Source organism: Brevibacterium sp. AGC70, from assembly GCF_057334195.1.
Genome location: NZ_JBHFIH010000007.1, coordinates 40869 through 53524, shown reverse-complemented (window position 1 = coordinate 53524; position 12656 = coordinate 40869). Strand labels below are relative to the sequence as shown.

General features: G+C 63.0%; 15 protein-coding genes. 7 read left to right on the top strand and 8 right to left on the bottom strand.

Annotation, left to right across the window (positions count from 1 at the left end; all coding sequences use genetic code 11):
* Window positions 1-403: serine hydrolase (locus ACE03M_RS05285; RefSeq protein WP_485933045.1), on the top strand; the 403-nt coding region annotated here is incomplete at its 5' end.
* 156 nt (window positions 404-559) lie between these two features.
* Here ACE03M_RS05285 and ACE03M_RS05280 read toward each other — a convergent pair.
* The gene (locus ACE03M_RS05280; protein ID WP_485933044.1) at window positions 560-1828 is read right to left on the bottom strand and encodes an MFS transporter; all 1269 of its coding nucleotides are present in this window, start codon (window positions 1826-1828) and stop codon (window positions 560-562) included.
* A gap of 38 nt (window positions 1829-1866) precedes the next feature.
* Window positions 1867-2538, bottom strand: a complete 672-nt coding sequence (locus ACE03M_RS05275; protein ID WP_485933043.1) for a GntR family transcriptional regulator — start codon at window positions 2536-2538, stop codon at window positions 1867-1869.
* A 149-nt stretch (window positions 2539-2687) separates the two neighbouring features.
* Here ACE03M_RS05275 and ACE03M_RS05270 point away from each other — a divergent pair, with 149 nt between their 5' ends.
* From ACE03M_RS05270 to ACE03M_RS05260, 3 genes are all read left to right on the top strand, one after another.
* A complete protein-coding gene (locus ACE03M_RS05270) occupies window positions 2688-2897 on the top strand; it encodes a helix-turn-helix transcriptional regulator (protein ID WP_204234363.1) in 210 nt (69 codons plus the stop codon).
* Window positions 2894-3457 (top strand): hypothetical protein, encoded by a 564-nt coding sequence (locus tag ACE03M_RS05265; RefSeq protein WP_485933042.1) that lies wholly within the window; start codon window positions 2894-2896, stop codon window positions 3455-3457. Before ACE03M_RS05270 ends, ACE03M_RS05265 begins: the two co-directional genes overlap by 4 nt.
* Window positions 3458-3580: 123 nt before the next feature.
* Window positions 3581-3742, top strand: coding sequence for a hypothetical protein (locus ACE03M_RS05260; protein WP_222103628.1), 162 nt, complete (start codon window positions 3581-3583; stop codon window positions 3740-3742).
* Between the two features lie 18 nt (window positions 3743-3760).
* Here ACE03M_RS05260 and ACE03M_RS05255 read toward each other — a convergent pair whose 3' ends face one another.
* Window positions 3761-5080, bottom strand: a complete 1320-nt coding sequence (locus tag ACE03M_RS05255; RefSeq protein WP_485933041.1) for an FAD-binding oxidoreductase — start codon at window positions 5078-5080, stop codon at window positions 3761-3763.
* A gap of 115 nt (window positions 5081-5195) precedes the next feature.
* Between ACE03M_RS05255 and ACE03M_RS05250 the strand changes: the two genes are divergently transcribed.
* Together ACE03M_RS05250 and ACE03M_RS05245 are read left to right on the top strand one after the other, a co-directional pair.
* Entirely contained in the window at window positions 5196-6107 is a 912-nt protein-coding gene (locus tag ACE03M_RS05250) for a sigma-70 family RNA polymerase sigma factor (protein ID WP_485933039.1), read from the top strand.
* A gap of 178 nt (window positions 6108-6285) precedes the next feature.
* On the top strand, window positions 6286-6582 hold the full coding sequence (locus ACE03M_RS05245) for a hypothetical protein (protein WP_485933037.1): 297 nt from the start codon (window positions 6286-6288) through the stop codon (window positions 6580-6582).
* Between the two features lie 39 nt (window positions 6583-6621).
* Here ACE03M_RS05245 and ACE03M_RS05240 read toward each other — a convergent pair whose 3' ends face one another.
* Window positions 6622-8379 carry an FAD-dependent oxidoreductase gene (locus ACE03M_RS05240; protein WP_485933036.1) on the bottom strand — a complete coding sequence of 586 codons (1758 nt, stop codon included), beginning with the start codon at window positions 8377-8379 and terminating at the stop codon, window positions 6622-6624.
* A gap of 77 nt (window positions 8380-8456) precedes the next feature.
* Here ACE03M_RS05240 and ACE03M_RS05235 point away from each other — a divergent pair, with 77 nt between their 5' ends.
* Window positions 8457-9443, top strand: a complete 987-nt coding sequence (locus ACE03M_RS05235; RefSeq protein ID WP_485933035.1) for a LysR family transcriptional regulator — start codon at window positions 8457-8459, stop codon at window positions 9441-9443.
* A gap of 22 nt (window positions 9444-9465) precedes the next feature.
* On the opposite strand, the gene ACE03M_RS05230 is transcribed toward ACE03M_RS05235, so the two are convergent.
* The 4 genes from ACE03M_RS05230 to ACE03M_RS05215 all read right to left on the bottom strand — a co-directional run bounded on the left by ACE03M_RS05230 (window position 9466) and on the right by ACE03M_RS05215 (window position 12537).
* Window positions 9466-10176 (bottom strand): NADPH-dependent F420 reductase, encoded by a 711-nt coding sequence (locus ACE03M_RS05230; RefSeq protein ID WP_485933034.1) that lies wholly within the window; start codon window positions 10174-10176, stop codon window positions 9466-9468.
* Between the two features lie 107 nt (window positions 10177-10283).
* Window positions 10284-11078, bottom strand: a complete 795-nt coding sequence (locus ACE03M_RS05225) for an NADPH-dependent F420 reductase (RefSeq protein WP_485933047.1) — start codon at window positions 11076-11078, stop codon at window positions 10284-10286.
* A gap of 75 nt (window positions 11079-11153) precedes the next feature.
* Window positions 11154-11537, bottom strand: coding sequence for a MerR family transcriptional regulator (locus ACE03M_RS05220; protein ID WP_485933033.1), 384 nt, complete (start codon window positions 11535-11537; stop codon window positions 11154-11156).
* A 16-nt stretch (window positions 11538-11553) separates the two neighbouring features.
* Entirely contained in the window at window positions 11554-12537 is a 984-nt protein-coding gene (locus ACE03M_RS05215; protein ID WP_485933032.1) for an LLM class flavin-dependent oxidoreductase, read from the bottom strand.
* Window positions 12538-12656 lie beyond the last annotated feature (119 nt).

The following is a 12656-nucleotide window of genomic DNA, read 5'->3' as shown; positions in this document are numbered from 1 at the left end:
AGACGCCCCCAGTGGGGTCTATTCTCATCCACCGTCGTTTCCCGACGGAGCCTCGGGGCTGATCGGAACAGCAGATGACCTGCTCAAGTTCGCGATGATGCTCATCAACAATGGTCGCTATGAAGGAGGTCAACTGATCCCCAGGCACCTCGTTGCGGCAATGACAACGGACCAACTGACAAGCCAACAACGTCAACAGGCAGGGCCATTCCTAGACTCTGGAGAAGGCTGGGGTTATGGCGGCAGCGTTCGTCAAGATGGTTCGTACGGCTGGACAGGTGGCATCGGCACCACTGCACGAGTCAATACCCGACAAGGAACAGTCAGCATACTGTTGACCCAAGTCGCGCTCTACGGCTCCGGAGGCTCGCCCACACTCACGCAATACGAGCAGCTTGATTGACAGTTCTGATTTCGGGCACCCATCGGCGATCACGGCAAAGAAGGCCGCCGATCCCAGGCCTATCAAGCGCTCCGGGCAGAAGGCACTGACGAGATTGTCTTTGGTGTCAGTATGTCCACTGGTGCTCGCGCCGCTGTGGCGACGGACGCAAAGGCGTTACGCGCGACCCTTCGACGCCAGTGACACTGCGGAGAGGCTGAGCAGACAGAGCACTGCGACCGCACCCAACGACACCGCGTAGGGCATGACGGGCAGCAGGGCGGCGAGCACCGTGGGCAGCAGGAATCCGGAGTAGGCCAGCGAGTAGTAGATGCCGGTGATTCCTGCGAGGTCCTTCGGTTCCGCGATGGCCTGGACGATGACGAGTCCTGCCACCACGCAGATGCCGTAGGCGATGCCGAGGACGATGGCGACGACGAAGGCCATGATCGGATCAGCTGCGAGCGCCGCGACGACCGCAAGGCCCATGCCGAGTGTCATGAGCGTGAGTCCGACGACGAGTGCACGCCCACCCGTCCACCGGTTGATGCGCGGGACAAGGTTCTGCACCAGTGCTCCGGCGCCCAGGGTGGCGACGGTGAGCACGGTCGCGTACATGGTCGTCCACTCCCCCAGTGTGTTTTGGACCAGAGCGGGCATGACCGCGTAGGCGACACCTGCTGCAGCGAAGACCCACGGTGCGGCCGGAATGATGAGGCGGATGAAGGTGCGATTGACGACCAGCGGAATCTGCAGGCCCCGCCACCAGTGCTGAGCCGACCGGCGCTCCCTCGTGAGAGTCTCTGGCGCAATGAAGACGATGAGCAGTGCCGCGATGCTCAAGACAGCGTGAACCGCGTAAGGAATCATTTCGGGCAGTGGCCCCCACTGCGCCAGGCAGCCGGTGACCGCTGCACCCATGGCGAATCCCACAGTCAGCGTCAGTGCGGGGCGGCGAGCGCCGGCGGTGATGCCGGCCTTGCGGTCGAACGGCGGAGACGAAAGTTCCTTGATCCAGCTCGTACCCACCGACATCGCCACACCTACGCCGATCCCCGCCAGCACGCGGCCCAGGCACAGCAGCCAGAAGATCTCGAAACCGAGACCAAGAAGCACGCTGCCTATGATCGCAGCGATCGTCCCTGCGACCAGGATCGGTTTGCGTCCGCGTCGATCTGAGAGCGCCGAGGCCACCAGCAGCCCCGGAATCAGCCCGCCCACGTACATTCCGAGCAGGAGGTTGGCCTGCCAGACGGCGTAGCCGCCGTCCTCTTCGTACATGTGCACGAGCGGGGTGAAGTGGTTGCCACCCCAGGCGAGCAGGAACATGGCGGGCACGATGCGAAGCCAGGCTCCGCCTCGGCCTTGGGGCACTGTTGCTGCGGAGTGAGAGATTGTCGTTGCGATCTGGTGGTCTGCTGTTTCAGTTGCGGGTTCGGAAGTCATTGCTGGCGATTCTGGGTTGAGTGCTGCGGTTTGCGAGGTCACTGGTTCTCGGGGAAGTGCGAGGACTGAATGTGCTCGCGCACGACCTTTCCGAAGCCCTTGGACTCACCGCGTTCTGCGAGATCGGTGAGTTCGGCATGCTCGTCGAAGAGGGTGTGCAGCGAACTGGGCTGATCGATGACCACTTGGTAGGTCAGGCGGGCCAAGCGCGGGCCCATCGTGGTCAGCATCTCCTCGACAATACTGTTGCCGCCGCTGCGGATGATGCGGGCGTGGAAGGCATAGTCGGCACTGGCGAAGTCGAGTGGATGGCTGGCATCCAGAGCCTTCTGCTGCCGGTCGAGGAGCGTGCGCAGGTCTGCCGCCAGCGGCGCGAAGTCGCTGTCGAGAGTCAATGCCTGGACAGCGTCGGTCTCGAACATGGCGCGCACCGCAAGCAGGTCGCGGCGCTCCTGACGGGTCACCGTGGTCACGATCGCGCCCTTCTTCGGCACGAGGCGGACCAGCCTCCAGCGCTCGAGTTGGAGCATCGCCTCCCGAGCCGGTGTGCGACTGGCTCTCTGAGCCTCGGCGAGCTCAGCCTCGGTGAGGAGTTGGCCGGGCTCGTAGCGCTGCTCGATGATCTCGCGGGCGGCCCACGCAGCCATCCGCGCAGCGATCGGGAAAGCATCGTCGGTGGTCTCCCACGGGAGCGTCAGCAGGTCTTTCATTCCTCCACGCTATCAAATGCATACATTGATAGATGCATCAGTGATCAGGGAATTGCAGTGTCAAATATTCTTGACATCATAATGTCAATGATGCTTTACTTTGTATGTAAAGAATCATTGACATTGCAAATGGGGTGCGAGGAAGCAGTATGGATGTTCAGACGTCGAGCCTCAAACAGGTTCGCAAGGCGGCTGGCTACACGCAGGCCCAGCTCGCCCAGCTCACAGGCGTATCGCGTCAGACCATCATCGCCACCGAACGCGGCGACTACGCACCCAGCGTGTACCTGGCGCTTCGGATCGCACACTCCCTCGACACCACTGTCGAAGAGATCTTCTCACTTCAGGAGGAAGCATGAGCAACACTGACAAGGTTCACCGGCCCAACGCTCTGGCAGACCGGATCGCGGGACTCAACGATCCGTCGATGGGAGATGAGCGCGAACGCGATGTCATCCTCCGGGCGTATATGTTCGGCTCGGTCCTCACCATCTACGTCTTCCTTGCCCTCGCCGTTCTCTTCGCAGTCATCGGAGCGGGATTCTGGACCCTTCCTCTGCTGCTCGGCTCAGGAGTGTTGAGTTTCGCAGCGGCCAGTTACTGCAAACGTGAGAACGTCGATTTTGACCTCGCAACGGCGCTCTCTTCGCCGAGGCGGCTCATCATCTCCTACGCCACATGCGGTGCGTTCGCAATCGCCTGGGTCTTCGCCATCGGGTTCCATCAGATCACCGGCCACCCCTTGCTCCCGGCGGGCCTGGGGTCGACCATACAAAGCGCCAGCGGCAGTTCCATCGTGATCGGCGGGATCGTTGGAATGGTCATTGCGATTGCGGCGATGACCATCACCCGCCAGCGCAAGCTCAAACAGGCCCGCCTCGAGGCTGCTCGGGCTGCCGAGATCGAAGACGAGGACTGATACCCGCCTCGTCAGCAGCAAAACTACCCGCCGCAACGGGATGAAGCGGCATTACCCGTCAGCGTCCTGCTCATCGGACGCCTACTGCAGGCCATCGGCACAGGCCTACTCACACCGATCGGCATGAACATCACCCTGGCTGTCTCCCCGCGTGAGGAGTTGGACATGATTATGGGCATCATGGCCGCCATGACCACACTGGGGCCGGTGCGGGAGCAGCGATCTGGTCAGCGCGCCGCGACTCAGTTGACTGACGCGCATGAGGGGAAGCTGCCCGCAGTCTGAACGCCACACACGGCGAGCTCATTTCAGGTTGCTGAAGTTCCCGCGGAAGATCCCGGCCGGGTCCCGCTCCTCCTTGATCCGACGCAGCCGCAGCAGCGACTCTTCGGGCAGCGCATCCGCGAGACTCTCGCTCGGGTTGAGGAACGTCACGGGCTTGCGTCCGGTCGTCGGCAGAGTCCGCGCCAGATCTGCCTGCTTCTTCGTGATGGACTCAGCGGCCTTCTCGGTGATGGGCAGTCCGAACATGTAGACGCTGAACTGTTCGCTCATTGCCCCGTGCGGATTGTCGGTTGCTCGCGCGAGCGCCCCGCCGAGGTGCCTGACCTGTACCGATAGCAGCGGGTCGATGGGGGTCCCCAGTAGAGCGTTGAGCGCGGCATCATCCAGAGTGGTGAGCAGCTCCGCGCGGGAGCTGCCGGGAACAGGGTCGGTCGGTTCGGCAGTGATGGTTCCCAGTTCTGCGACGCTCATCGGTGCACGGGTGTCAGAGAGCGGCGCCGGCAATGCTTCGCTCGCGCGCATCAGGCTGCGGACCTCGGCCTCCGGCCCGAGGTAGGTCGAGTCGATCGCGACCATCGGGTCAGCGCCGGGGAAGCTGAGGAGCTCCAGCCACAGGTTCAGATTATCCGGCGCAGTCTCTGTCATCGACCGGAACACCTCGGCGACCTCTCTGGCATGGACGGCTGGCCAGAGTTGGCGCCCACCGAACACCTCCGGAGCCTCGTGCAGCTGGACCTCAAGACCGGTGACGATGACGAGTTCGCTTCCCGCGCCACGCAGCGCCCAGTAGAGCTCGGGATCCGTATCCGCTGTGACCCGTCGGGTCTGACCCTCGGCGTCGACGATGTCGAATGCGCGGATGTTGTCACCCACCCAGCCGAAGGACCGGCCGAACCAGCTCAGGCCACCGCCGAGGGCAACTCCGGCCACCGTCACAACTGGTGAGCTCCCCGGCAGTCCCGTCAGTCCGTGCTCGGCTGCGGCGCTCTGCAGCTCTCCGGCCTTTGTACCGGATCCGATCGTGGCCGTGCGCTGGCTCAGGTCGATGTCGATCGAGTTGAGCTGGGTGGTTCGTAAGAGGATCGCCCCGCCTGCTCGCCCGGTAGCGCCATGGCCGGACGGTTGGGTCGCGATCGACAGGCCCTGAGCCCGGGCGAAGCGAACAAGATTGCTGATGTCACCGACGTCAACCGCTTCGACCACGGCGAGGACGTCCTGGTCGATGGCGCGATTCCATGGTCGATGAACCTCGTCGAAATCTGAGCTGCCGGGGAACCATAGGCGTCCCTGGACAGTGGCCTGCAGTTCGTCAAGAATGGATGTCGACAGAAGAGTCACAATTGCTCCTTGGCTGGTGTTGGTACGGATGCTGATCAGTCCGACGTCTGCCGAACGTACCCATGAGTCGTTTCCCACGACGAAAGCGTGACGAGTCACCACCGGCAGGATGGCTATGACATCGAATTCGACGCCCCACCCCCTCACCGAGGTGGCCGATCAGTTCTCCTTGCATCGGCCCAAGCTGTTCACCATCGCCTACCGCACCATGGGATCTCCTTGGGCCGCCGATGACGCGGTGCAGGAGACGTGGATTCGATTGCAACGAGCAGACATCGCGGCCATCGACAACCTCGAGGCGTGGTTGACGACGGTGACCTCCCGGGTATGCATCGACCTCATCCGCGGCGACGCCGCGAGACGCGAAGACCTGCGCTGGTCCGCGTCGACCGAAGAGACAGCGGCGGAGGAAGCGCTGGCGGATCAACCGGCAGACAGTGCCGTGCTCAAGGTCGATCTGGCGGCTGCCTTGACCATTGTCCTCGATACTTTGGGGCCCCTGGAACGTCTCGCGCTGGTCCTGCACGACTTCTTCGCACTGACCTATAACGACATCGCTCCTATCGTCGACCGCACGCCCATCGCGACCCGCCAGCTCGCATCCCGTGCACGAGCGCGCCTGCGTGGCGTCGACGTCACCAGCGCTCGACACAGGCAAGAGTCTGCGATCACGGCCTTCCTCTCCGCAGCCCGTGAGGGAGACTTCGGCAGTCTGCTCCAACTGCTTGATCCCGAGATCGAACTGCGCAGCGACCCAACGGCAGTGAGACTGGCCGGGGCTGGCGCAGAATTCGGCGCCCCTCTCCTCGATCGCGAAGTCGCCGGCCCTGACGCCGTGGCCCGAGTCTTCAACGGCCGCGCACAGGCAACCAGGCTGGTCCACGTCGATGGCGTACCCGCTGCCGCATACCTCGTCGATGGCGCTCCTCGGGCACTCTACTGGTTCCGGTTCGCATACGGCAGGGTCGCCTCCGTCGATGTGCTCGCCGATGAGAATCTCCTGGTCTCTCTCGACATCGTGGTCTAGGTGTTGTTCAAGGACTCAGAACTCGTAGGCACTGCAGACAACGCCGGTAATACCGGTAACACAGTCAATACAGAATGCGAGACATTTTTTACTCAATGACCCTTGTCGGTTATTGTAGTCCTCGGCGCTATTCCGCGCTCGATGTCGAGCACAATTGCAGAGGAGATTCCCGGCACCCATGAGTTGGGCATTCGGTGATGTGATCAACGTGGAATCAGTTATCTGGAGCGCCATCACCCTCAGCCTCGTCGCCGGAATGCTGTCGAAAGCTCTGCCTCGAGTTCCGGGCGCGGTCGTGGGAACCACGTGGGGAGCCACTGCACTGGCAGTGACCGGAGCTCTTCTCGTCAGAGACACCGCCGACGCCAACCTTGAGATCGTTGGGCTCGGGCTCTTAGCCACTTTCCCGGCCTTCCTCACTGGCTTCACCCTGATCAGCCTCGTCGGGGATTGGAAGCGCGAGCTCGCCGCCTGACAGTTCTGACGGTGAGCTCGCGGCCCGAAGAATGCTGCCTCACTCCACAAGCTTGCCGACCTGGCTGATCTCCTCGACTCGCATGAGCTCGGCGACCTCGGGATCGACGGCGGGAATGCTCTCCTTCACAACCCCGGTCGATGGCGACCACACGAGGTTGACCTGCAGGTTCTCATCCTGCTCGGGGTAGTCGCTGCGGTTGTGGCAGCCGCGGGTCTCGCGGCGCTCGAGTGCGCATTCCAGCGTGGCGCGCGCTGCCAGAGCCGAGGATTTGAGGTCGAAGGCGTGTGAGAGGTCGGAGTAGCCAGCGATGTCGGGGTGGATGCCCACGTCGCTCATGCGTGCTTCGATCGACGCGAGCTTCTCGAGCCCTTCCGACAATCCAGCCTCATCGCGGACGACTCCGGCATGGGCGGTCATAAGATTTCGGATCTCGCGCTGCAGAGCCCTGACGTTCTCGGTCCCCTCGGAGGACAGGAGATCATCGATCTCAGCCCGCGCCTCGGCGATGGCAGACTGCGACCGCACCTGCGCCTCCAGATCGGACGAGTACGCGATGGCGGACTGACCGACGATGCGGCCGAAGACGAGGAGTTCGATGAGCGAATTGCCACCGAGGCGGTTGGCCCCGTGCAGTCCGGACGATGCCTCGCCGATGGCCCACAGGCCCTCGACGTCGGTGCTGTGCTCGACCGGGTCGACCCACACCCCGCCCATCGAGTAGTGCGCGGTCGGGGCGATCTCGATCGGTGACTGGGTGATGTCGAGCATCTGCGTCTCCATCATCGTCTGGAACACGCGAGGCAGACGGCTCATGATGGTCTCGCGCGGCAGATGCGAGACATCGAGCCAGATGCCGCCGTTCTCCGTGCCGCGGCCCTCGGCGATCTCGGTGTAGGCGGCCAGGGCCACACGGTCGCGGGTGGAGAGTTCCATGCGTTCGGGGTCGTAGCGTTCCATGAACCGCCCCCCCAGTCCGTTGCGCAGGATTCCGCCCTCACCACGGGCGGCCTCGGAGACGAGGGTGCCGGCGGCGTTCTCGGGTTCGATGATGCCTGAGGGATGGAACTGGACGAGCTCGGCGTCGCGCAGTCGGGCTCCGGCCTCGACGGCCAGGCGGAAGGAGTCACCGGTGTTCTCGTCACGGCGGGAGGATGTGCGGCGCCAGATCCGATTGTGGCCGCCGGCGGCGAGGATGACCGCGTCGGCATGGATTCGGTAGCGGGAGCCGTCGACGATGTCGAAGCCGAAGGCGCCGAATACGCGGCCGTCGGCGACGAGGAGTTTGGTGATGTAGACGCGGTCGAGGATGGGGACGTTCAGGGCCTCGGCACGATGAATGAGGGTGCGCTGGATTTCGAGTCCCGTATAGTCCCCGGCGAAAGCGGTGCGACGCCAGGTGTGGGCGCCGAAGAAGCGCTGCGAGATCCGACCGTCGTCCTCCTTCGCGAAGTCCATTCCGTATCGCTCCAGGTCTGCAATTCCCTGCTCGGCTCCCTGGGTGACGATTTCGACGGTGCGGGGGTTGGCGAGGTCATAGGATTCCTTGATCGTGTCGGCCGCGTGCTGCTGCCAGGTGTCGTCGGGGTCCATGGTGGCCAGTGCCGCATTGATGCCGCCGGCGGCCAGCGAGGTGTGCGCGTCGTCCTTGGGTCGTTTGCCGACAGCGAGGACATCGGTGCCGGATTCGGCGACCTCGATCGCGGCGCGCAGGCCGGATCCGCCGGTTCCGATGACCAGCACCGAGGTGGAGATCGTGTGTTCGTGTGCGTGGGCTTTTCCCTGTGTGGAGTTCATGTATTCCACGCTAGGTTCGGCCACCTCATGCGTCCAATGTATTGTTTCGCTTGACTTGATAGCGATACGCTATAGAGATGAATCTGGAACAGCTCGCGAGCTTCGTCGAGGTCGCCAACACCGGTCATTTCACGAAGGCCGCTGCCACTCTTCACCTGGCCCAGCCGTCGCTGAGTCGGCAGATTTCGACGCTGGAGAAGGAGCTCGGCTCCGAACTCTTCCATCGCGCCCATGGACACATCAGTCTCACCGCCGCAGGCGATACTCTGCTGCCGACTGCCCGACGAATGCTCGCCGACGCCGAGGCGGTCCGCCGGGATATGGATGAGCTCGCCGGGCTGCGCAAGGGTCGCATTCGCCTGGGCGCGACGCCGACGCTGTGTGTCAGCCTCGTCGCCGAGGCGATCAGCAGCTTCCATCAAGAGCATCCCGGGGTCGAGCTCGAACTCGTCGAGAAGGGTTCGCGGGAGCTCATTGAGGCACTGGGCGCCGGCGAGCTGGATCTTGCACTCATCACGCGGACGTTGAGTCCGAGCGCGCAGATGCCGAGGTTGCGGATGCGCGAGGTGCTCAGCGAGGACCTCGTGGTGATTGCTGGGACTGACCGCCGTTCGGGCGAGAACACGTCATGGGCGGGCGGCAGCCGTAGCGATGCTCCGCTGCTGCCCGGTGACACGGTCACGTTGGCGGAAGTCGCGGCACTCCCCCAGGTGCTGTTCCATCACGGATACGATCTGCGCGAAGCCACCTCGGCGGCCTTCGATGCGGCCGGGTTGGCACCGAACACCGTCGTCGAGGGAGCCGAGATGGACGCAGTGCTGCGCTTCATCGAACGCGGACTGGGAGTCGCAATCGTCCCGGCCATGGTCCTCGTCGATCGGCCGCGCCTGACCTCGGCACAGCTGCTGGAGCCGAGCCTTTCACGCACGGTCAGCCTCGCCACCCGCGCGGACGTACGGCCGACCAGGGCCGCCTCGGCGATGGAGAAGACGATCCTCGCGACTGCGAGGGCGCTGACCGAGGAGGACACCGGACTGGCCGCGTATGTCCGGCTGGTGGAGTGATGATGCCCACGGTGGGCCTTTCCTACATGAACTCGCTCACCTTTTTCATTGCCGCGTCGAAATCTGCAATCTGGTCGCGGTCTTCGTGGTACTTGCCGATGTCCTCGCGGGTGGTCTGCTGCAGTCCGGTGCGCATCTCATCGGCAGTCATGTCCTTGCAGTAGATGGGTGTTCCGGGCTGAAGCCGCCATGATTGCGCAAGATCGCCACCGTCTACAGGGTCGAATCCGAGCTGGGCGATGAGCTCAGATACCTTCTGCTTGTCCTCGCCAGACGGCCCAGCGACAGTGAGGCCCAGCCGCTGGCCCGCATCTTCCGTTCCTTTGTATTTCAAGCTGGGGGCGACAATATTATTGAATGCCTTGAAAACTGGACGCCCAAGGATGCCAGCGACCCACTCACTGTCAGCAGTGCCCTGATCCAGCGAGTCGATGTTTCCGTCTCGGACAGGGTAGTAATTGCCGGTGTCGATCACGATCGGCACGGACGTCAGTGTGGATTTGAGGGACTCCGACAGTGAGCCGATCGCCTTCTGCGGGAGGCTGAGAATCACGATGTCGACGCCATCAGCAGCCTCATCCGCCCACACTGGCGTGATCCCATCGTCGTTCTCAAACTCAGTCAATGACGATGGCTCCCGCGAGTTCGCGATGCGCACCCGATGTCCGATCGACGCGAGCTTGCGGGCGAGCGTTCCCCCGACGAGTCCAGCTCCGACTATTCCAATTCTCATATCTGTCCTCTTCCATCGTGTGACCCCTCATCCGGGAGACCATCTCACATGCAGTTCGTGACCATCACACGCGATCGTGTCGATCCTTGCCTGCCGGAGAATCCGGTTTACATGTAGAGGACGCGGCTGAGTCGTACCCCGAAGCTTGAATCGGGGTTGGTGGTGCTGTCACCTGCTCGCTCGGCGAAGGCAGCAACACCAATATCTCGCCGTTTCGGCAGCCGTTCCGCCTGCGCTGAGGCCAATGCGTCGGGCAATTCTTCGCTGGTGAGGTCCGTGCAATATGAGGGCGCACCGGGCTGCTGTCGCCAGGAGTCGGCCAGGCGACCAGCATCGAACCCGTCGAATCCGGTGTCGCTGACCAGGTCCATGCCGATTTGACGATGCGCCGGATCGTCGGCTGCGACAGGAATAGCGATGCGATCGGCGCCGCCTGCAGGTTCGCCCTTTTCCGCCAGTGAGGCGGATCCGATGGCATTCCACGCTTTGACGACCGGGCGACCCAGTTGTTCGGTCACCCAGAGACTTTCGACTTGCCCGGCGTCAATCGCCTCGACCCTGCTGTCGCGTACCGGGTAGTAGTTCGAGGTGTCGATGACAATCGCCTCGGGTGCTGCACCGGCAATCGTCGCAGCGATCTGCGGCATGCGATTGAGCGGAATGGAAAGGATTACGACGTCGACATCTCTCACAGCCTCATCCGCTGTGACGGCCTCCGCTCCACCTGCCAGCACCTCGGCGCCGATCGTTTCTGGGCCGCGCGAATTGGCGACCTTCACCTCGTGGCCTGCTGAGCTCAATGTGCGGGTCAAGGTTTCACCGATGTGCCCGACGCCGATAATGCCGATCTTCATATCGCTCCTCGTCTGTCCTGAGTTCGAGTCAGCCTTGTTTCGGCCGATTTTCTCGTTGTACCCCTATCGTCCAACGTTGACATAAATGTCAATGTCAAGAACGGAGCAAAATCACTCGAGGGATCAGGTCAGCGAGACTTCATCCGCACTGGCTCGATCCATCGCCGCGATGTACCGATCGAGGGCATCAAGATTCTGCTCGAGGAACGCGATGCGACCTTCCATCTTCTCGCGCTGCTCGAACAACAACGCGCGCAATTCGGGGTCGGGATCCGCCACTATGGTCTCGCGCGTATCGTTGAGACACGGAAGCATGTCGCCGATGATCCGTGTCGGGATCCCCGAGTCAAGGAGCCCACGGACCTTGCGCACGCGCTCCACGAGGTAGTCGTCATACTCGCGGTACCCGTTGTCGAGGCGACGTGGCGCGATGAGGCCCTGCTCCTCGTAGTAACGCAGCATTCGAGTGGGCACCTCGGTCTTCTTGGAAAGCTCCCCGATTCGCATTTTGGAACTTCCGGAATCAGAACCAGGCGTCGGCGAGCAGCTTCAGGGAACGCTCGGCCGCTGCGGGGTCGTAGGCATAGGTGACGGTGATGAGCTCATCTGCCCCGGTGCGCTCGACGAACTCTGACATCTGACGGGTCGCAGTCTCGGGTGAGCCCACGGCGCTGATCTGAAGCATCGGGTTGTCACCGCCGCCGGCCAGCTCACTTGGGTCGACCGGTGGCTGCAAATGACGGCGGCGACCGCGGCCGATGTCGGCGAACATCTGCTTGACCGACGTGAACTCGCGCTGGGCGGCGTCGTCTGTCTCGGCCACCATCACGTTGATCCCGGCCATGACGTAGGGCTTGTCGATCTGTGCGGTGGGTGCCTCGGTGGTGAAGGATTCGCGGTAGACGCGGATCGCGGCATCGATCTGGTCCGGAGCGAAGTGTGAGGCCAGCGAGAGCGGCAAACCAAGCTGACCGGCGATCGCGGCGCCGTTCGTCGTCGAGCCGAGCACCCAGATGGGGACATCGGTGTTGGCAGAGACAGCAGATTCGATCGGCATCGTGTGAGCCTTGCCCTCGGAGCTGAACCAGCCCTGCATGTCATAGATGTTCTGGGCAAAGGACTGCGGTTCGGCCGATGAACGGCTGAGCGCCTGGGCTGTCATTCCGTCGGTGCCCGGCGCGCGGCCCAACCCAAGGTCGATGCGATCGCCATGGATGTTGGCCAGCGTGCCGTACTGCTCGGCGACCATGAGCGGAGCATGGTTGGGCAGCATCACTCCGCCTGAACCCACACGGATCTTCTCGGTCACCGACGCAGCCTGTGAGATCAGCAGCGCCGTGGCACTCGCAGCCAGTCCCATGGTGTTGTGGTGCTCAGCGAACCAGAGACGACTGTAGCCGAGCTCATCGGCCAGGCGTGCGGCCTGCATCGAGGTGTCGATGGCTTCGCTGGCGGTGGATCCGTCACGGATGGGGACGAGGTCGAGAATATTCAGTGGAACGGACAAGGTGATGGGTTCCTTCGGTCGAGGATGTAAGTGATCAGTCGTTAAGGACAACAGCCGCGCGCCGAGGTTCTATTCCGCAAACGCACTCGGACGTGGGGGGGGGGGGGGGGGGGGGGCTG

What these genes read in the sequence shown, in the direction of transcription:
- ACE03M_RS05280 (WP_485933044.1), bottom strand. Translation starts at nt 1,828, where the DNA reads ATGACTTCCGAACCCGCAACTGAAACAGCAGACCACCAGATCGCAACG.
- ACE03M_RS05275 (WP_485933043.1), bottom strand. Translation starts at nt 2,538, where the DNA reads ATGAAAGACCTGCTGACGCTCCCGTGGGAGACCACCGACGATGCTTTC.
- ACE03M_RS05270 (WP_204234363.1), top strand. Translation starts at nt 2,688, where the DNA reads ATGGATGTTCAGACGTCGAGCCTCAAACAGGTTCGCAAGGCGGCTGGC.
- ACE03M_RS05265 (WP_485933042.1), top strand. Translation starts at nt 2,894, where the DNA reads ATGAGCAACACTGACAAGGTTCACCGGCCCAACGCTCTGGCAGACCGG.
- ACE03M_RS05260 (WP_222103628.1), top strand. Translation starts at nt 3,581, where the DNA reads ATGAACATCACCCTGGCTGTCTCCCCGCGTGAGGAGTTGGACATGATT.
- ACE03M_RS05250 (WP_485933039.1), top strand. Translation starts at nt 5,196, where the DNA reads ATGACATCGAATTCGACGCCCCACCCCCTCACCGAGGTGGCCGATCAG.
- ACE03M_RS05245 (WP_485933037.1), top strand. Translation starts at nt 6,286, where the DNA reads ATGAGTTGGGCATTCGGTGATGTGATCAACGTGGAATCAGTTATCTGG.
- ACE03M_RS05240 (WP_485933036.1), bottom strand. Translation starts at nt 8,379, where the DNA reads ATGAACTCCACACAGGGAAAAGCCCACGCACACGAACACACGATCTCC.
- ACE03M_RS05235 (WP_485933035.1), top strand. Translation starts at nt 8,457, where the DNA reads ATGAATCTGGAACAGCTCGCGAGCTTCGTCGAGGTCGCCAACACCGGT.
- ACE03M_RS05230 (WP_485933034.1), bottom strand. Translation starts at nt 10,176, where the DNA reads ATGAGAATTGGAATAGTCGGAGCTGGACTCGTCGGGGGAACGCTCGCC.
- ACE03M_RS05220 (WP_485933033.1), bottom strand. Translation starts at nt 11,537, where the DNA reads ATGCGAATCGGGGAGCTTTCCAAGAAGACCGAGGTGCCCACTCGAATG.